Genomic DNA, 18,184 nt, shown 5'->3' with positions numbered 1-18,184 from the left:
TATGAATTTTTGAAATTATTCAGAAACTGTAGTATCTGGTAATAGCTTATTAGTTATCATTTCTTTTTCTTTTGGGAAGAAACCTTGTAGGATAAAAAACAATCCAAAAATAGAGATAACCAAACTAATTACTCTTTTAATTTTGTAGATGTTAGCTGGAATTAATTTGTGTTTTAACTGTTTTGCTAATAATATTTTAGCTACATCAAAAGCTAAATAAAACGCTAAAATGGCAGCAAAAAAGATAGAAATTCTTGAAGTATCCATTTCCATTTGAGGTCCGTACGTGATAATAATCATCATCCAAAAACCAAGCACTCCAATATTGATGAAATTCAATAAAAAACCTTTAAAAAATAAAGCGAAATAATTCTTTTTTGGAATGTTATCGTCGTCTTGTTCGTCGTCTTGTTGTTTTTTAAAATTACGTTTTAACATGATAAAAGAAACTAAACCGTAAACCAACATGATAATTCCACCAATAATAAACAAAGTGGGATTATCTTTTAATTGTTCTAAAAGTTGATTGGTACTTAAATAAGCAATTAAAATAAAGATAATATCACCAAAAACAATTCCTAAATCAAAAACAAAAGCTGCTCTAAAACCTTTGGTAATACTAGTTTCAAGTAAAACAAAAAAACCAGGACCAATTGAAAAAGCTAACAAAAGTCCCCAAGGAATTGCGGTAAGTATATCGTGTAAATGCAAATTTTAGTCTCAGTCTCGGTTCTCAGTCGCAGTTTTGCAAACTAAAAATTGTTAATAGTACGAAATTACAAAAAAAACTGAAAACTGTGACTGAAAACTGTGACTAACTTTACTTCGCTTGTTCGATAGTTCCTCCAGCGATTTTCTTTTCGTTAATTTGTTTTGGTTTTCCGTAAATCGTAATTTCTCCACCAGCTCTTGTTTTAGCGTCTACAAAATCAGTCGCATATACATTTGCCATTCCGCCAGCATTTACAGTAACTACAGATTGTTGTGTTTTACAATCTTGACCATCGTATTTTCCTCCAGAATTGGATAAAATATCTTGGTTTTTAACTGTTCCTTTTGTAGTTACTATACTTCCTTGTGAAACACGAACTTGTAATCTATCGGCTTGTAAATTAGTTAGTTTTACTTCAGAACCTTCTTTACAAATGATATCAAAATTAATGGCAGAAATTTCATCTTTTGAAGCAATTCTACTTCCTTCATTAGCTTCTACAGCATCTAATTTTTTGTAATAAACCGTAGCGGAAACATCGTCGCCACTTAACATTTTTGTTAGAGGCATTCTGATTTTTAATTCACCATTTTTGTTTACCAATTCTACTTCTTGCGAATTTGCTCCTGTTAAAACGATTTTATTTTCAGATGAAGCAACTAAGTTAACATCTATTTTATCAAAAGCGGTTACTTTGGTAAAATCACCAACGTTTTTTTCGGTTTGAGCAAAAGCTATTGAGCTAATTAGTAATAAACTGTAAACTATTTTTTTCATTTTAATATTTTTAAATTCTTACAAGAAATTAATTACTCTCTCTTTCTCAAATAATGAAAATCTAATTGTTTTTTCACTAAATCTGCATTTTTTACTTTAACGTAAATTTCGTCTCCTAATTGTAAAATGTTTTTAGAAACTTCACCAACTAAAGCATATTGTTTATCATCAAAGGTGTAATAATCATCTCTAATTTCTCTGATTCTAACCATTCCTTCGCATTTATTTTCGATGATTTCTACATAAATTCCCCATTCTGTAACACCAGAAATTACACCTAAAAACTCTTCGTCTTTGTGATCTTGCATATATTTTACTTGCATGTATTTCACAGAATCGCGTTCGGCTTGAGCGGCTAAACCTTCCATTTGTGAAGAATGCACACATTTTTCTTCGTATTCTTCTTCACTTACACTTTTTCCGCCATCTATGTAAAATTGTAACAAACGGTGTGCCATAACATCCGGATAACGACGAATTGGCGAGGTAAAATGACTATAATAATCAAATGCTAATCCGTAGTGACCAATATTTTCAGTTGAATAAGCAGCTTTACTCATACTTCGAATTGTAAGCGTATCCACCAAATTTTGTTCTTTTTTACCCACAACTTCTAAAAGTAAATTATTCAATGAACTCGAAATATCTTTTTTAGAACGGAAATTTATCGAATAACCAAACTTAGCAATCACGGTTTGAAGATTGATTAATTTATCTTCATTAGGTTCATCGTGAATTCTGTAAATGAAGGTTTTCTTTTGTTTCCCAATGAATTCCGCTACTTTTCTATTGGCTAACAACATGAATTCTTCAATCAAATGATTCGCATCTTTACTTTGTTTGAAGTACACTCCAATTGGTTCAGCATCTTCATTTAAATTGAATTTTACTTCTACTTTATCAAACGAAATCGCTCCAGCTGCCATTCTTTTTCTACGAAGAATTTTAGCTAATTCATCCATTTTTAAAGTGGCTTCAACTATTGGTTTTGGAACAATATATTCGCTTCCAGTTAATGAAATTTCGGCTGGAATAACATCACTTTTAGTTTCGATGATACTCTGTGCTTCTTCATATGCAAAACGTTGGTCAGAATAGATTACTGTTCGTCCAAACCATGCATCTAAAACTTCTGCTTTATTGTTTAGTTGAAAAACCGCTGAAAACGTATATTTCTCTTCATGTGGTCGAAGCGAACAAGCAAAATTTGATAATACTTCTGGAAGCATTGGAACCACTCTATCAACTAAATAAACCGAAGTTGCTCTTTTATAAGCTTCATCATCTAAAATAGTTCCTTCTTGAAGATAATGGGAAACATCGGCAATATGAACTCCTATTTCGTAATTTCCATTTTCTAACACTTGAAATGATAACGCATCATCAAAATCTTTAGCATCTTTTGGATCAATCGTAAACGTTAAAACATCACGCATATCGCGACGTTTTTTAATTTCTTCTTCTGTTATTGAAGTATCAATTTTATTCGCATACGCTTCTACTTCAATTGGAAAATCGTATGGTAAACCATATTCAGCTAAAATCGCATGAATTTCTGTATTGTGTTCGCCTGGTTTTCCTAAAACTTTTATCACGGAACCAAAAGGAGAATCGGCTTTTTTAGGCCAATCTTCTAAAGTTACTAAAACAACATCTCCGTGTTCGGCATCACCAATTTTATTTTTTGGGATGAAAATATCGGTATACATTTTAGCATTAGCAGTGGTTACAAAAGCAAAGTTTTTTTGAATATCAATAACCCCAACAAATTCTGATTTTTTTCTTTCTAAAATTTCTAAAACTTCTGCTTCTGGTTTACGTGAACTTCTTCTATTGTAAATATAAGCTTTCACTTTATCACCATCTAAAGCATGATTTAAGTTAATAAACGGAATAAATACATCGTCTTCTAATTCGTCGCAAACAAAATAACCTGTTTTACGAGACGTCATATCAACAATTCCTTCGTAATATTCGGCTTTGGAAATAATTTGATATTTTCCAATTTCCGTTTCGTGAATTTTATCTTGTGCTTTAAGTATTTTTAAATCTCTAATTATTTCGTTTCGGCTTTTGGTATCGCTTAACTCTAAAACAGCAGCTATTTGCTTGTAATTAAAAGATTTAGAAGGTTCTCTTGAAAGTATTTTAAATATTTGTGCAGTAAAATCTTTTGGTTTATTTCCTAATTTTTTTGGTTTCTTACTCATTGTATCATTTTCAATTATTGGTTAAAGTTACAAAATACAACAATGTAAAACGAAAATGTATTTCAGTTTTAATATAAAAATAACTTATCGTAACTTTATAAAGTAAATCAATTCAGATGGAAAATTTTGTAACCGTTGCTGTTTTTAACTACCAACACGAAACTTTAATTATTAAAAATTTATTAGAGCAAGAAGGTATTGCTTACTTTTTTGAAAACGAAACTATCGTTGGAATCGATCCATTTGCTACAATTGCTTATGGCGGAATCAAATTAAAAGTACATCCAAACGATGAAGCAACCGTGAAAGAAATTCTAAAAAAACTAAACGAAGACGATCATTTAAAAATTGTTTAATTTTTTAAAAGCTGAAAGTTTTCAACATATATTAAAAACAAAAAAGGTTATCTAAAATTACTTTAGACAACCTTTTTTAAATGATAAAGTACTATTAATCAATTATTATTGTTCTTGTAGCTTTTCCTTGATTAGTTATTAATTCTACAAAATAATTTCCTTTTGATAAACTCGATATATTTATTTCTGTTTTATTTTCAGTTTTAATTAATTGTCCTAATGAATTATAAATATTTACATTTTTTAATTCTAAATTATTCTTTAAAGTAATATTTAAAATACTAGAAACAGGATTTGGATAGATTATAAAACTCTCTAAAATAAAATTATCTGATGTTAAAATAGCTGATAAATCAAAAACACGCACATGACCAGAATCAGATCCATTTCCATCATTATAATTAGATCCAATTGCAACTATATTACCATTATTTGATAAACTCACTCCACTACTTTTATCTCCAGCAGCCTCACCATTTATATCTTGTCCTATTTGAGTCCAAACTCCTGATATATTTTGGTAAACTCGTACGTGACCAGAATCAGATCCATTTCCATCATTATTAGCAGCGCCTATAACAACTATATTTCCATTACCTGATAAGTTTACATTTCCACTCCAATCACCAGCAGCTTCACCATTTATATCTTGCCCTATTTGAGTCCAAACTCCTGATATATTTTGGTAAACTCTAACATGACCAGAATCAGATCCATTTCCATCATTAAATATAGCACCAATAGCAATTATACTACCATCACTTGATATTGATAAACTTTGACCAAATAAATCACCGGCAGCTTCTCCATTTATATCTTGTCCTATTTGAGTCCAAACCCCTGATATATTTTGATAAACTCGTACATGACCTGAATTTGAACCATTTCCATCATTATTTCTAGCCCCAATTGCTATAATATTAGCATTACTGGATAAACTTAATCTAAAACCAAACCAATCACCAGCAGCTTCACCATTTATATCTTGTCCTATTTGAGTCCAAACTCCTGATATATTTTGGTAAACTCGTACGTGACCAGAATCGGATCCATTTCCATCATTTCCATAAGCTCCAATTGCAACTATATTTCCATCGCTAGACAAACTTAATCCTGCACCACTATAATCATTTAATGCTTCACCAATTATGTTTTGACCAATCTGAGTCCAAACTCCTGATATATTTTGATAAATTCTTACTAATCCTGAATTTTGAAAAATTTGATCACTTGAAGGAGAACCTAAAGCAATTATATTTCCATTACTTGATAAACTTATTTGATAACATTCTTCTCCTAAAATTTGCCCATTTATTTTCTGACCAATTTGAGTCCAAATTCCTGATACATTTTGATAAACTTTTACATGACCTGTAAAATTATTACTACCAACTGAACCAATAGCCACAATATTACCATCAGAAGATATACTTAAACCAGATGAACTCCAATCACCGGCAACTTCACCATTTATATCTTGACCAATTTGAGTTTGACTTAAACTAATTAAAGGAAACAATAAAAAGATAATATTTTTTCTCATTTTTATAAATTAAAATATTTTTCAAATCTAATAATATTTAAGTTTTCAACATTTATTAAATACAACAAAAAATATTTTTAATTTAATTTAAATTTATGATGGTTATTATAGCGTGTTAATATGTAGAATAAGTTTTTTTAAAGAAGTAGTTTTTAAAAGTTATCGTTACTTATACAACGTAATTAACAATTTAAAAATTTAGTAAAGAACTGAAAATAAGACCTTCTAAATTCTTTATTTTGTAGTTATCAACAGTTGTTGAAAATAGATTTTATATTCGTTTTGTAAATAACTTCAATTGTTGATTTCTGTTGAAAACTGATTTTTTTCTATTGATAACTTTTCTAAAAATTCGTGAAACTAAATTAGGATTTTTAATTCCGGTTTTGGATTACAAATTTTTTCTTTACAACCTAAAAAAACTTCTAAATTTCTATCCAAAGTTGTTAACAATAATTGTTAAATTAAGGTTAACTGATTATCAAGGATTTACGTAAAGAAATTAACAATGTGTAATTTTTAGTTTACTTTCTTATATAATTCATTGATTTTAAAGGATTTGTTTAAAAAAATATCAAAATCCAAATCATATTATTATTACTCCTTTATCTTTAGTATTTTTGCATATACAAAACACACAACAACTTATGAAAATTTCAATTGGAAACGACCACGCTGGTCCAGATTATAAAAAAGCTATTGTTCAATATTTAGAAGAAAAAGGACATACCATTTTTAATCACGGAACTGATACTTTTGATAGTGTTGATTATCCTGATTTTGGTCATCCAGTAGCGTATGATGTGGAATCAAAAAAAGCGGATTTAGGAATTGTAATTTGTGGTTCAGGAAATGGAATTGCGATGACAGCTAACAAACACCAAGACATTCGTTGTGCACTTTGTTGGACAAAAGAAATTGCTGCTTTAGCACGTCAACATAACGATGCTAATATTATTAGTATTCCAGCTCGTTATACTTCTATTCAGCAAGCCATTGAAATGGTAGATACTTTTTTAAATACACCATTTGAAGGCGGAAGACACGGAAATCGCGTGAAAAAAATCGCCTGTAAATAATCAATAATCTTAAAATCAATTCAAATGGAAGTCGTAAAATTAGATTTGAATTGTATTAAAAACACTTATAAAAAACGACCATGTGATTCTCACAAAGGAACACATGGTCATGCTTTGTTAATTGCGGGAAGCACAGATAAAATGGGAGCTACTATAATTGCTTCAAGAGCTTGCTTACGTTCGGGCGTTGGTTTATTAACAGTTGTTTTTTACCCCGAAAACAAAAGTGTTCTTTTCAATTCGATTCCCGAAGCGATGTATGCCAATTCTTGTGTGATAAGTGATTCATCACCTTATCAAGCTATCGGAATTGGTCCCGGAATTGGAGTTGATGAAGTAAGTCTACAATACATTTACGAATTGTACGAAAATAAACTTCCTGTTATTTTTGATGCCGATGCTTTAAATTTAATTGCGAAATACAAAATAGATTGGAAAAAATTTAATTTTCGATTTGTTTTAACACCACATCTAAAAGAATTTGACCGATTATTTGGCGAACATGATTCTGAATCCGAAAGAAGAACAACCGCGATTCAAAAAGCGAAAGATTTAAATTGTGTGATTGTTTTAAAAGGACACAAAACGTTTATCACTGACGGAATTCACACTTTTGAAAACACTACAGGAAATTCAGGTTTAGCAAAAGGTGGTTCTGGAGATGCGTTAACCGGAATGATTACTTCATTTTTAGCGCAAGGTTATACTACTTTAGAATCGGCTATTTTAGGAGTTTATCTTCACGGATTAGCTGCTGATATTACACTTCAAACACAAAGCGAAGAAAGCATGTTAATAACCGATGTTATTGAGAATATCGGATTAGCTTTTAAAAGCTTGAATTCCGAAATACAATAAAACAACCTGAAGTATCGCAATAGTATAAAAAGCGATTATAAATGAAAACTTATTGGTTTTGTGCTTGAAAAGATACATGCTTAAAATTCCACCAACAGTTCCACCAATAGCAGTTAATAAAAGCAAATTGAATTCCGAAACGCGTCTTTTATTGTTTTTAGCTCGCCATTTATCGTAGCCAAAAGTTAAAAAACAGAGGCTGTTAATCACAATTAAATAAATAAATAGTACTTCCAAAAGCTAATAATTTTGTCCAAAGATAGTATTTTAGCATTTCAATTTTTATTTACAATGACCAATATTCAATTCATTCAAAACCAAACCAACATTGCTCCAAAAAGCATTGAAGCTACTATAAAATTACTTTTAGAAGATTGTACGATTCCGTTTATTTCGCGTTACCGAAAAGACCAAACCGGAAATTTAGATGAGGTGCAAATCGAAGCCATTTCGAAATTAAACAAGCAATATGATGAAATCATCAAGCGAAAAGAAAGCATTCTAAAATCGATAGAAGAACAAAACGCACTTACACCAGAATTGAAATCCAAAATTGAGAACAGTTTCGATTTACAAGAATTGGAGGATTTTTATTTACCCTATAAAAAGAAGAAAAAAACCAAAGCCGATGTCGCTCGTGAAAACGGATTAGAACCATTAGCAAAAATCATCATGAGTCAAAAAAATGATGATATTGAGTTTTTGGCTTCCAAATATTTGAATGCGAATGTAAAAAATGAAGACGAAGCTTTACAAGGCGCTCGCGATATCATTGCGGAGTGGATTAACGAAAATATCTTTATTCGTAAAAATTTACGTCGCTTGTTTCAACGAAAAGGAGAAATCACAACAAAAGTCGTTAAAACTAAAAAAGACGACGAAGGAGCTCAAAAATTCTCCCAATATTTTGATTGGGCAGAACCGATTTCTAAAGCGCCATCGCATCGTTTATTAGCCATGTTGCGTGCCGAAGCTGAAGGTTTTGTGAAGTTAAATGTCGCTGTTGAAAAAGAAGAAGCTTTAGATTTCATCGAAGAAAACATTATCAAAAATAAAAATTCGGATGCCACAGAACATTTAGAATTAGCGATTAAAGACAGCTACAAACGCTTGTTAGAACCAGCTATTTCAAATGAAACCTTACAAGAGGCAAAAGCCAAAGCCGACATAAAAGCGATTGATGTGTTTTCCGAAAATTTACGTCAGTTGTTGTTAGCGCCACCATTAGGAGAAAAACGAATTTTAGCTATCGACCCTGGTTACAGAACCGGTTGTAAAATCGTGTGTTTGGATGAAAAAGGCGATTTACTAAACAACGAAACCATTTATCCACACGCACCACAAAACGACACCGCCATGGCGATGAAGAAAATTCGCTCAATGGTGAATGCGTACAACATTGAAGCGATTTCTATTGGTAACGGAACGGCTTCTCGTGAAACCGAATTTTTCATTAAAAAAATCGCTTTTGATAAACCCGTTCAAGTTTTTGTGGTTTCCGAAGCAGGAGCATCGGTGTATTCTGCGAGTAAAATTGCTAGAGAAGAATTTCCAAATTACGATGTAACCGTTCGTGGTTCTGTTTCGATTGGAAGAAGATTAAGTGACCCATTGGCTGAATTGGTAAAAATTGATCCAAAATCAATTGGTGTTGGACAATATCAGCACGATGTGGATCAAACTAAACTACAATCAGCTTTAGATAGCACAGTAATGAGTTGTGTGAATTCTGTTGGAATTAATATCAACACTGCTAGTAAATCGTTGCTGAGTTATGTTTCTGGAATTGGTGAAAAAATGGCGGAAAATATTGTTACTTATCGTTCGGAAAATGGACCTTTTGAAGATAGAAAACAATTGAAAAAAGTACCACGTTTAGGAGAAAAAGCGTACCAACAAGCAGCCGCTTTCATCAGAATTCGCGATGGAAAAAATCCATTGGATAATTCGGCAGTACATCCAGAAGCGTATCCTATTGTGGAAAAAATGGCAAAAGATTTGGGAATCAAAACCAATGAATTGATTGCCAATAAAGAAAAAATCGCTCAAATAAAACCAGAAAATTACATCACGGCAGAAATCGGAATTTTAACCTTAAAAGATATTTTAAAAGAGCTAGAAAAACCAGGTTTAGACCCAAGAAAAGCGGCTAAAATTTTTGAATTTGACCCGAATGTAAAAACCATAAAAGATTTACGAACAGGCATGATTTTACCTGGAATCGTAAATAACATTACCGCTTTTGGTTGTTTCGTTGATTTAGGAATCAAAGAAAGTGGTTTGGTGCACATTTCCCAACTAAAAGAAGGCTATGTTTCCGATGTAAATGAAGTCGTAAAAATGCATCAACATGTTCAAGTAAAAGTCGTTGAGGTGGATGAAGCTAGAAAGAGAATTCAGTTGACGATGATTTTGTAATTCTCTAAAATATAAAATCCCAAATTCTAATAAAATGGAATTTGGGATTTTAAATATTAAAAAGAAAAACTATTCTTTTTCTTTAGTTTCTTCTTCTTTTTTAGAATTTGCTGGTTGGTCGTCTTTGGCAGCGTTTTTAAATTCTTTAATACCAGTTCCAATTCCTTTCATTAATTCTGGAATTTTTTTACCACCAAAAAGTAAAACCACAATGGCAATAATAAGGATTACTTGCATAGGACCAATTGCTCCTAAAAATATAGCTAGTGCATTCATTTGTTCTAAAATTTAAAGTACAAAGATATAAAGAAATTAACAAATGATTATTTTTTAACGATTAATTATACAATTCGAAATTAGAAACCCGTTGTATTTAGTATATTTGTGTAATTAATATGTTTTAAAAATGGCTAATAAAAGGCTAAAAAGACAACTTTTATTAAGAAAATTATTCAACAAGAGAAGGTTAGTTATACTTAACGAAGACACTTTTGAAGAAACTTTTTCATTAAAATTAAATTTAATGAACGTCTTTGTTGTGGCAACCGTTGGTGCAATATCCATCATTTTTATTACTACTTATATCATTGCTTTTACACCTTTACGCGAATACATTCCTGGTTATGCTTCATCAAAATTAAAACAAGAAGCTTTAGAAATGGCCATAAAATCGGATTCACTTGAAAAATCGGTGAAAATCAACAATGCTTATATTGCTTCCATTAAAAAAGTGCTTACTGGTGATTTAGAATATGCTAAATTAAATAAGGATTCTATTAAAGCATTAGATGTATCTGAAATAGATATTTCAGGACTTACTCCTACAGAAAAGGAACAAGAATTAAGAGATAAAGTTATTAAAGAAGATAAATATAATGTATTTGAATCTTCAACACCTAAAGTAAGTTTTGTATTATTTCCGCCCGCACAAGGAAGTATTTTACAAAAATATAATGCAGGAAATAAACATTTAGCCGTTACAATCGCACTTACTAATAATACACCAATCAAAGCCGTGGCAGCTGGAACCATCATTTTTTCCGATTGGACGCCAAGTTCAGGATATGTGGTCATTGTACGCCATAAAGATGATATTTTGTCGGTCTATAAAAATGCGGCTTCTGTAACTAAAAAACAAGGAAACACGGTAAAAGCAGGAGAAGTTATTGCTCTTGCAGGAAATGCAAATACAGTTCAAAATTCGGGTGCTACGTTGCATTTTGAATTATGGAAAGATGGTTTCCCAATTGACCCAACGCAGTTTATCAATTTCAATTAACATGTCAGTAAAAGCTTTTGCAGCAAAATTATTTGCAAAAAGAATTCACGCTAAAACCCAAAAATGGGCCAATAATCCTGTTGAAACCCAACATAAAGTTTTTGAAGAATTAATCAGAGAAGCGGGTCAAACGCAATTTGGAAAAGACCACGATTTTGGTTCGATAAAATCCCATTCTGATTTTATTCAAAAAGTTCCCGTTCGCGATTATGAAGGCTTGAAGCATTATGTTGATAAAGTTGTAAAAGGCGAAGAGAATGTACTTTGGAAAGGAAAGCCTTTATATTTTGCTAAAACTTCTGGAACTACTTCTGGAGCTAAATATATTCCGTTAACAAAAGAATCGATGCCATTTCATATTCAAGCTGCACGAAATGCGATTTTGAGTTACATTCATGAAACAGGGAAAGCCAATTTTGTTTCAGGAAAAATGATTTTCTTGCAAGGAAGTCCGCTTTTAGAAGAGAAAAACGGTATCAAACTTGGAAGATTATCCGGAATTGTAGCACATTTTGTTCCGAAATATTTACAAAAAAACCGTATGCCAAGTTGGGAAACCAATTGTATTGAAGATTGGGAAACTAAAGTCAATGCTATTGTTGAAGAAACCATCAATGAAGACATGTCAGTGATTTCAGGTATTCCGTCTTGGGTGCAAATGTATTTTGAGAAACTGGCAGCAAAAGCAGGAAAACCTGTTGGCGAAATCTTTAAAAACTTCAATTTGTTTATTTACGGCGGTGTAAATTACGAACCCTATCGAGCGAAATTTGAAAATTTAATTGGAAGAAAAGTTGATTCGATAGAATTATTTCCTGCTTCTGAAGGCTTTTTTGCATACCAAGATTCACAGAAGGAAAAAGGAATGTTGCTATTATTGAATTCCGGAATTTTCTACGAATTCATAAAAGCAGACGAGTTTTTTACCGAAAAGCCAAAACGTTATACCATTGGAGAAGTAGAATTAGGTGTTAATTACGTTTTAATCATTTCCACGAATGCTGGACTTTGGGCATATAATATTGGTGATACGATTCAGTTTACGAGTTTAAAACCATATCGTGTTATAGTTTCGGGAAGAATCAAGCATTATATTTCCGCTTTTGGTGAACACGTTATCGGAAAAGAAGTGGAATCGGCTTTAAAAGAAGCAATGGAAGGAACTGATGTTCGAGTAAACGAATTTACAGTTGCACCTCAAATTACACCAACCGAAGGCTTACCATATCACGAATGGTTCATCGAATTTGAAAATGAACCAACCAATTTAGAAGATTTCGCATTAAAAATCGACGCTGCCATGCGCAAGCAAAACGTGTATTACGATGATTTGATAGTTGGGCATGTATTGAGAACATTAGTAATTACAGGTGTTCCAAAAAATGGTTTCCAAGAGTATATGAAATCGATAGGTAAATTAGGTGGACAAAATAAATTACCAAGATTAAGCAACGATAGAAAAATTGCTCAGTTTTTTGAGATAAAAGAATAAAGATGAAAGAAAAAAGAGTGATTTGGTTTTTTCTTATCGTTTCACAATTTACTTTTTCGCAAATCCATGGTGTAGTGAAAGACAGTATTTCTGGCGAACCAATTCCGTTTGTGAATATTTGGGTGGAGAATGAAACTATTGGAACTACTTCGGAAGCGGATGGAAGTTTTTTCTTGGAAGCATCCAAAGAAAAAAACATTGTGATTTCGGTTTTAGGTTATGAAAGGAAAACGATTAAAGGAAGTCAAATTTCTGTTGTTCAATTGAAACCTATGGCTTACGATTTACGAGAAGTAGTGATATTGAATAAAAAACAATCCAAACAAATTGAAATAGGCGATATCAAAAATGCTATTTTTCAATCATTTGACAACGGACCAAAAATTGAAGCCAAGTTCTTTCCATACCAGTCTTCGTACAGTAAAACAAAGTTTATAAAAGAAGTAACGATTTTCACAGACAGCAGAATTGAAGAAGCCACTATAAAGCTTCACTTTTACAGTGTGGATGAAAACGGTTATCCAGGCGAAGAATTGTTGACAAAAGATTATGTTGTTACTTTGAAAAAAGGAGTAATCAAACATCGTTTTAATATATCACAATTTGATTTGGTTTTTCCAGAAAAAGGAATGTTTGTGGCGTATGAAAAGTTGTTAATTGAGAGTAATAAAACCGGCACTAAATACCAACCTTATGTGTTATATAACTATGTAGAAAGAGATTTCTTTTATACTTATGCTTACGGAAAATGGAGTAAGCAATCAGGGAATAATTTGGAGAAAATAAGTGTAAATGAACCCTCAATAAACCTAATTTTAACCAATTAAAAATAAAAATCGTACTTTTGCAGGTTAGAAAAACAAAATATTAATGAAAGACATTAAAAACATTTCGCGTTCTAGAGCGCAAGAGTCCTCAGCAGCTATTGAGCGACTGTACATTACCATGAGACATTTATTTAACAGAGGTTTCTATAAACCAATGGGTGTTTCAGGAGAAACTTTAAGAGAAGCTTTATTAGCGCTTCGACCAGAAATTTACGGTACTATTGCAGAAGAAAAGGTAGAATTAAACGGACTTTTATATGTAATCGAACGTTTACCAATTGGAATTGAAGAATGCCGTTACATTAACTTAACTTCTGATGAAGGCTATTCAAATTCGCACTTTAAAGCGATTGTTCCTCCAAAAAGAAGAAGAAATTGTTACCGTATTGACGACGAACAAATGAATGTGGAAATCACACGTGGACGTTCGGATATTTACGATATTTTAACGCATTTGACCTTTATTTTTATCGAATCACATAAAATTAAAGATAGAGTTTTAATTGATGATGAAGGTTCGGTTTCACGTGATTGGCAAAAATTAGAATTAGCGGTAAGACAAACTAAAAAATTAAGTTTAATAGATCGCGAAAAAGCAATTTCTCATGCTGCTAACGTATTAGGAAGAACTTTTGCTGAAGTACAAGATATTTATGATGATTTCGCTACAGCTGAAGCGCCAGATAGATTCTTACACGTAGTGTATTGGTTAGGAAAATTAGCCATTGAAGAGGTTGTTGATAACAACAAAAGAACCATTACGTTTAGTCCAATTTTAAGAGAAAGATTAGGTCACCATATTTATGGGGATATATGGGCAACTACAATAAAAGAAGTTTTACAGCAAAATAATTTATTAGATAGACCTATTCATATTATTAGTGCAAATATGCATAGTGTAATGAATTCTATTTTTGCAGAACCAGTTTTAGGAAAAAAATACAAGAACACACCTGAATTTCAGATATTTGAAGATTTAAGTAGTTCATCAAATAAAGAGTTACGCAAGAAAGTAGAAGAATTTGCGTTACAACAAGGAATGATTTCATTACCAGATGCATCAGGAACCAATATCGACGTTCAAATTTTTGATACCGCTAAAATTGATTTCAAGAAAACCATTTTTGCTGAAGCTAAATTAACCAAGGAAAAACCAGTAATCATTGTAATGGATTACGCTTTTGGTGAGCAAGCATTTGAAACAATTGACGAGCTATTAAAACCATTTAAAGAAGAAAAGAAAAATAAAATTTTCTTAAATGTAGAATCGGTTTCGATTATGGGTAAGGCTGGAATTTTAGAGGGAGGAAAAGGAGATATAATGATTCCTAATGCACACGTAAATGAAGGAACGGCTGATAATTATCCTTTTGAAAATGAATTAACACAAGAAATGTTTGAAGGAAATGATATTCCAGTTTTTGCAGGACCTATGATTACGGTTTTAGGAACATCGCTTCAAAATAGAGATTTGTTGAAGTTCTTCCATGAATCTACTTGGCAAGCTATAGGTTTAGAAATGGAAGGCGCATATTATCAAAAAGCTATTCAATCGGCTTCAAAAATTAGAAAAAGTATCAATCCAGATGTAAAAGTTAGATACGCTTATTATGCTTCTGATAATCCATTAGAAACAGGAAGTACATTGGCTTCTGGTGGGTTAGGAACCACTGGGGTTAAACCTACGTATTTAATTACAATTAAAATATTAGAACAAATTTTTAACGTAAAATAAGTTTAAATGAGTACAAATTCTCAAGATCAAGAAATCGATTTAGGACAAATCGGAACTGGAATTAAAAACTTTTTTAATGGAATTATAAATTCTATTTTTGATTTTATATTTTTTGTTAGGAAGAAAATAGTAATTATTAGTTGTTTATTTGTTTTGGGAATCATTTTAGGTTTTTTAATAGATAAAAACTCAAAAAAATATACATCAGAAATAATAGTTTCTCCAAACTTAGGAGGTGTGGATTATTTGTATGCAAAAGTCGATTTAATAAAATCAAAATTAAAAGAAAACGATAAAGACTTCTTTAATTCGATAGGGATTTCAAATAAGGACAATATAATTGATATTTCAATTAATCCTATAATTGATATTTACACCTTTGTTAATACAAATACTGCAATTGCAGAGAATGCTCAAAACACTCAAAATTTTGAGCTTATGAAATTATTAGCCGAAAATGATGATATTAATGATGTTATAAAAAATGAAATTACTAGTAAAAATTATCCTCATCATAAAATTACTATTGTAACTTTAAATAAGGTTAAAGAAAATGTAATAATTAAACCAATATTAAATTATTTGAATTCTGATCAATATTTGAATAAATTATTATCAATAACAAAAGAAAATATTATCATTAAAATGAAGAAAAATGAAGAACAAATTCTTCAAGTGGATAATTTAATTTCTCAAATTTCTAAAAATATTGCTAAAGAAAAATCAGATTCAAATTTAATTTACAATAATGAAAATAATGAATTAAACGCTCTTTTTTCATTAAAAAATAATTTGATTAATGAAATATCGGATCAAAAAATAACACTTGAAAACATTAAAATTTTTATTAAAGATATTAGTGTAACTTCTAATTTTGTAAACAATAAGGGGTTTAATAATAAAATGAAGTTAATTTTACCCTTTCTTTTTGTATTTATTTACTTAGGATTTTTTAGTTTTATTTCGCTTTATAAAAAACAATTATCAAGAATAAAGTCATAATGAAAAACATATTAATAACTGGCGGTGCCGGATTTATAGGAGCTAATTTTGTTCCCTATTTTATTGAAAATAATTCAGAATACCATTTAGTAAATTTAGATTTACTTACCTATGCAGGTAATCTTGATAATGTAAAAGAAGTGGAAAACCACCCAAGATATACGTTTGTTCAAGGCGATATTTGTGATAGAAGCTTTATAGAAGCACTATTTCAAAAATTTCAGTTTCACGATGTTATTCATTTTGCTGCCGAAAGTCATGTAGATAATTCAATTTCTGGTCCAGAAGCCTTTATTAAAACCAATGTTTTAGGAACATTTAATTTATTAGATACCGCAAGAAAACTTTGGATGTTAGCACCTAATCAATATAATGCAGGATTTGAAAATTCGCGTTTTCACCATGTTTCTACTGATGAAGTTTATGGAACATTGGGCGAATCGGGTTTGTTTGAAGAAACCACACCTTATGCACCAAATAGTCCATATTCAGCTTCAAAAGCAGGTTCCGATATGATTGTAAGAAGTTATTTTCATACGTACGGAATGAATGTGGTTACCACTAATTGTTCGAATAATTACGGACCAAAACAGCATGATGAAAAGTTGATTCCAACTATCATTCGTAAGGCAATTTCAGGAGAAAACATTCCTATTTATGGAGATGGTAAAAACGTGCGTGATTGGTTGTATGTTTTAGATCATTGTAAAGGAATTGAATTAGCCTTCAAAACTGGAAAAGCTGGTGAAACCTATAATATTGGCGGAAGAAATGAGCGTAATAATTTATATATTGTAGATACCGTTTGTTCGATTTTGAATGAATTACAACCAAAATCTGAAGGAAAATATCAAGATCAAATTACGTTTGTAAAAGATAGACCGGGTCACGATTTACGCTATGCTATTGATGCTTCAAAAATCGAAAATGAATTAGGTTGGAAAGCTGATGAGAATTTTGAATCAGGAATTAAGAAAACCATCGAATGGTATTTACAAAAATATAACAACTAATGAAAGGAATTATATTAGCTGGAGGTTCAGGTACACGTTTGCATCCGTTAACATTAGCGGTCAGCAAACAATTAATGCCTATTTATGACAAACCAATGATTTACTATCCATTATCAACTTTGATGTGGGCAGGAATCAGTGAAATATTAATCATTTCAACACCTCATGATTTACCTTTATTTCGTCAATTATTAGGCGATGGAAGTAAATTAGGCTGTCGATTTGAATATGCAGTTCAAGAACATCCAAACGGATTAGCGGAAGCTTTTATTATTGGAAGAGAATTTGTAGGAAACGATAAAGTAGCTTTGATTTTAGGTGATAATATTTTCTACGGAACGGGTTTAGCTGAATTACTTCAAGCGAATAATAACCCAGAAGGTGGAATTATTTATGCCTATCACGTTCATGATCCAGAAAGATACGGTGTAGTTGATTTTGATGCCGCTGGAAAAGTATTATCTATAGAAGAAAAACCAGAACAACCAAAATCTAATTACGCAGTACCAGGAATTTATTTCTACGATAACGATGTTTTAGATATTGCCGCTAATATAAAACCAAGTCACCGTGGTGAATTAGAAATCACCGATGTGAACAAAGAATATTTAAATAGAGGTAAACTTCAAGTAAGTATTTTAGATAGGGGAACTGCTTGGTTAGATACAGGAACTTTCCAATCGTTAATGCAAGCAGGTCAATTCGTTGAGGTAATTGAAGAACGCCAAGGTTTAAAAATTGGTGCTATTGAAGAAGCAGCTTACCGAATGGGATTTATTGATGCAAATCAATTAAAAGCATTAGCAGAACCATTACTCAAAAGTGGTTACGGAAAGCACTTGATGAGTTTAATTTAACTAATTGTTATGCTGAGCTTGTCTGA

General features: G+C 31.3%; 17 protein-coding genes. 11 read left to right on the top strand and 6 right to left on the bottom strand.

Going from position 1 to position 18,184, the window contains the following annotated elements; translation table 11 throughout:
* Positions 1 to 15 precede the first annotated feature (15 nt).
* From OJ995_RS01675 to rnr, 3 genes are all read right to left on the bottom strand, one after another.
* Positions 16 to 711: a LysE family translocator gene (locus tag OJ995_RS01675; RefSeq protein WP_264367850.1), complete on the bottom strand. Its 696-nt coding sequence runs from the start codon at positions 709 to 711 to the stop codon at positions 16 to 18.
* A 109-nt stretch (positions 712 to 820) separates the two neighbouring features.
* Positions 821 to 1,489 (bottom strand): head GIN domain-containing protein, encoded by a 669-nt coding sequence (locus OJ995_RS01670; RefSeq protein ID WP_264367849.1) that lies wholly within the window; start codon positions 1,487 to 1,489, stop codon positions 821 to 823.
* 32 nt (positions 1,490 to 1,521) lie between these two features.
* Positions 1,522 to 3,699 (bottom strand): ribonuclease R, encoded by a 2,178-nt coding sequence (gene rnr, locus OJ995_RS01665; protein WP_264367848.1) that lies wholly within the window; start codon positions 3,697 to 3,699, stop codon positions 1,522 to 1,524.
* A gap of 116 nt (positions 3,700 to 3,815) precedes the next feature.
* Between rnr and OJ995_RS01660 the strand changes: the two genes are divergently transcribed.
* Positions 3,816 to 4,055, top strand: coding sequence for a hypothetical protein (locus OJ995_RS01660; protein ID WP_026725428.1), 240 nt, complete (start codon positions 3,816 to 3,818; stop codon positions 4,053 to 4,055).
* 94 nt (positions 4,056 to 4,149) lie between these two features.
* Here OJ995_RS01660 and OJ995_RS01655 read toward each other — a convergent pair whose 3' ends face one another.
* A complete protein-coding gene (locus tag OJ995_RS01655) occupies positions 4,150 to 5,574 on the bottom strand; it encodes a T9SS type A sorting domain-containing protein (RefSeq protein ID WP_264367847.1) in 1,425 nt (474 codons plus the stop codon).
* A gap of 671 nt (positions 5,575 to 6,245) precedes the next feature.
* Here OJ995_RS01655 and rpiB point away from each other — a divergent pair.
* Both rpiB and OJ995_RS01645 read left to right on the top strand, forming a co-directional pair.
* Entirely contained in the window at positions 6,246 to 6,677 is a 432-nt protein-coding gene (gene rpiB, locus OJ995_RS01650; protein WP_111566511.1) for a ribose 5-phosphate isomerase B, read from the top strand.
* Positions 6,678 to 6,701: 24 nt separating this feature from the next.
* Positions 6,702 to 7,535, top strand: a complete 834-nt coding sequence (locus OJ995_RS01645) for an NAD(P)H-hydrate dehydratase (RefSeq protein WP_264367846.1) — start codon at positions 6,702 to 6,704, stop codon at positions 7,533 to 7,535.
* On the opposite strand, the gene OJ995_RS01640 is transcribed toward OJ995_RS01645, so the two are convergent.
* Positions 7,500 to 7,772: a DUF1294 domain-containing protein gene (locus OJ995_RS01640; protein WP_264367845.1), complete on the bottom strand. Its 273-nt coding sequence runs from the start codon at positions 7,770 to 7,772 to the stop codon at positions 7,500 to 7,502. The genes OJ995_RS01645 and OJ995_RS01640 overlap by 36 nt on opposite strands.
* A 54-nt stretch (positions 7,773 to 7,826) precedes the next feature.
* On the opposite strand from OJ995_RS01640, the gene OJ995_RS01635 reads away from it, so the two are divergent.
* Entirely contained in the window at positions 7,827 to 9,953 is a 2,127-nt protein-coding gene (locus OJ995_RS01635; RefSeq protein WP_264367844.1) for a Tex family protein, read from the top strand.
* Between the two features lie 69 nt (positions 9,954 to 10,022).
* Here the strand turns inward: OJ995_RS01635 and OJ995_RS01630 are convergent, their stop codons facing one another.
* Positions 10,023 to 10,229 carry a Sec-independent protein translocase subunit TatA/TatB gene (locus OJ995_RS01630; RefSeq protein WP_264367843.1) on the bottom strand — a complete coding sequence of 69 codons (207 nt, stop codon included), beginning with the start codon at positions 10,227 to 10,229 and terminating at the stop codon, positions 10,023 to 10,025.
* 247 nt (positions 10,230 to 10,476) lie between these two features.
* On the opposite strand from OJ995_RS01630, the gene OJ995_RS01625 reads away from it, so the two are divergent.
* The 7 genes from OJ995_RS01625 to rfbA are packed head-to-tail and all read left to right on the top strand — an operon-like array spanning position 10,477 to position 18,158.
* Entirely contained in the window at positions 10,477 to 11,232 is a 756-nt protein-coding gene (locus tag OJ995_RS01625) for a murein hydrolase activator EnvC family protein (RefSeq protein WP_349292867.1), read from the top strand.
* Between the two features lies 1 nt (position 11,233).
* Positions 11,234 to 12,724, top strand: coding sequence for a GH3 auxin-responsive promoter family protein (locus OJ995_RS01620; protein WP_264367841.1), 1,491 nt, complete (start codon positions 11,234 to 11,236; stop codon positions 12,722 to 12,724).
* A 2-nt stretch (positions 12,725 to 12,726) separates the two neighbouring features.
* Entirely contained in the window at positions 12,727 to 13,551 is an 825-nt protein-coding gene (locus OJ995_RS01615; RefSeq protein ID WP_264367840.1) for a carboxypeptidase-like regulatory domain-containing protein, read from the top strand.
* Between the two features lie 43 nt (positions 13,552 to 13,594).
* A complete protein-coding gene (locus tag OJ995_RS01610) occupies positions 13,595 to 15,286 on the top strand; it encodes a DUF6909 family protein (RefSeq protein ID WP_264367839.1) in 1,692 nt (563 codons plus the stop codon).
* Between the two features lie 6 nt (positions 15,287 to 15,292).
* The gene (locus OJ995_RS01605) at positions 15,293 to 16,288 is read left to right on the top strand and encodes a hypothetical protein (RefSeq protein WP_264367838.1); all 996 of its coding nucleotides are present in this window, start codon (positions 15,293 to 15,295) and stop codon (positions 16,286 to 16,288) included.
* Positions 16,288 to 17,301: a dTDP-glucose 4,6-dehydratase gene (gene rfbB, locus OJ995_RS01600; RefSeq protein ID WP_264367837.1), complete on the top strand. Its 1,014-nt coding sequence runs from the start codon at positions 16,288 to 16,290 to the stop codon at positions 17,299 to 17,301. The genes OJ995_RS01605 and rfbB overlap by 1 nt, the downstream gene beginning before the upstream one ends.
* Positions 17,301 to 18,158 (top strand): glucose-1-phosphate thymidylyltransferase RfbA, encoded by an 858-nt coding sequence (rfbA, locus tag OJ995_RS01595; RefSeq protein ID WP_264367836.1) that lies wholly within the window; start codon positions 17,301 to 17,303, stop codon positions 18,156 to 18,158. The genes rfbB and rfbA overlap by 1 nt, the downstream gene beginning before the upstream one ends.
* The last annotated feature ends 26 nt before the right edge of the window (positions 18,159 to 18,184 follow it).

Origin of the sequence: Flavobacterium lacisediminis (assembly GCF_025909975.1) — a bacterium.
GTDB lineage: Bacteria > Bacteroidota > Bacteroidia > Flavobacteriales > Flavobacteriaceae > Flavobacterium > Flavobacterium lacisediminis.
This window is presented reverse-complemented; position numbering and strand designations above follow the sequence as displayed.

What these genes read in the sequence shown, in the direction of transcription:
- rnr (WP_264367848.1), bottom strand. Translation starts at nt 3,699, where the DNA reads ATGAGTAAGAAACCAAAAAAATTAGGAAATAAACCAAAAGATTTTACT.
- OJ995_RS01620 (WP_264367841.1), top strand. Translation starts at nt 11,234, where the DNA reads ATGTCAGTAAAAGCTTTTGCAGCAAAATTATTTGCAAAAAGAATTCAC.
- OJ995_RS01645 (WP_264367846.1), top strand. Translation starts at nt 6,702, where the DNA reads ATGGAAGTCGTAAAATTAGATTTGAATTGTATTAAAAACACTTATAAA.
- rpiB (WP_111566511.1), top strand. Translation starts at nt 6,246, where the DNA reads ATGAAAATTTCAATTGGAAACGACCACGCTGGTCCAGATTATAAAAAA.
- OJ995_RS01625 (WP_349292867.1), top strand. Translation starts at nt 10,477, where the DNA reads ATGAACGTCTTTGTTGTGGCAACCGTTGGTGCAATATCCATCATTTTT.
- OJ995_RS01630 (WP_264367843.1), bottom strand. Translation starts at nt 10,229, where the DNA reads ATGAATGCACTAGCTATATTTTTAGGAGCAATTGGTCCTATGCAAGTA.
- OJ995_RS01635 (WP_264367844.1), top strand. Translation starts at nt 7,827, where the DNA reads ATGACCAATATTCAATTCATTCAAAACCAAACCAACATTGCTCCAAAA.
- OJ995_RS01615 (WP_264367840.1), top strand. Translation starts at nt 12,727, where the DNA reads ATGAAAGAAAAAAGAGTGATTTGGTTTTTTCTTATCGTTTCACAATTT.
- rfbA (WP_264367836.1), top strand. Translation starts at nt 17,301, where the DNA reads ATGAAAGGAATTATATTAGCTGGAGGTTCAGGTACACGTTTGCATCCG.
- OJ995_RS01610 (WP_264367839.1), top strand. Translation starts at nt 13,595, where the DNA reads ATGAAAGACATTAAAAACATTTCGCGTTCTAGAGCGCAAGAGTCCTCA.
- OJ995_RS01660 (WP_026725428.1), top strand. Translation starts at nt 3,816, where the DNA reads ATGGAAAATTTTGTAACCGTTGCTGTTTTTAACTACCAACACGAAACT.
- rfbB (WP_264367837.1), top strand. Translation starts at nt 16,288, where the DNA reads ATGAAAAACATATTAATAACTGGCGGTGCCGGATTTATAGGAGCTAAT.
- OJ995_RS01605 (WP_264367838.1), top strand. Translation starts at nt 15,293, where the DNA reads ATGAGTACAAATTCTCAAGATCAAGAAATCGATTTAGGACAAATCGGA.
- OJ995_RS01670 (WP_264367849.1), bottom strand. Translation starts at nt 1,489, where the DNA reads ATGAAAAAAATAGTTTACAGTTTATTACTAATTAGCTCAATAGCTTTT.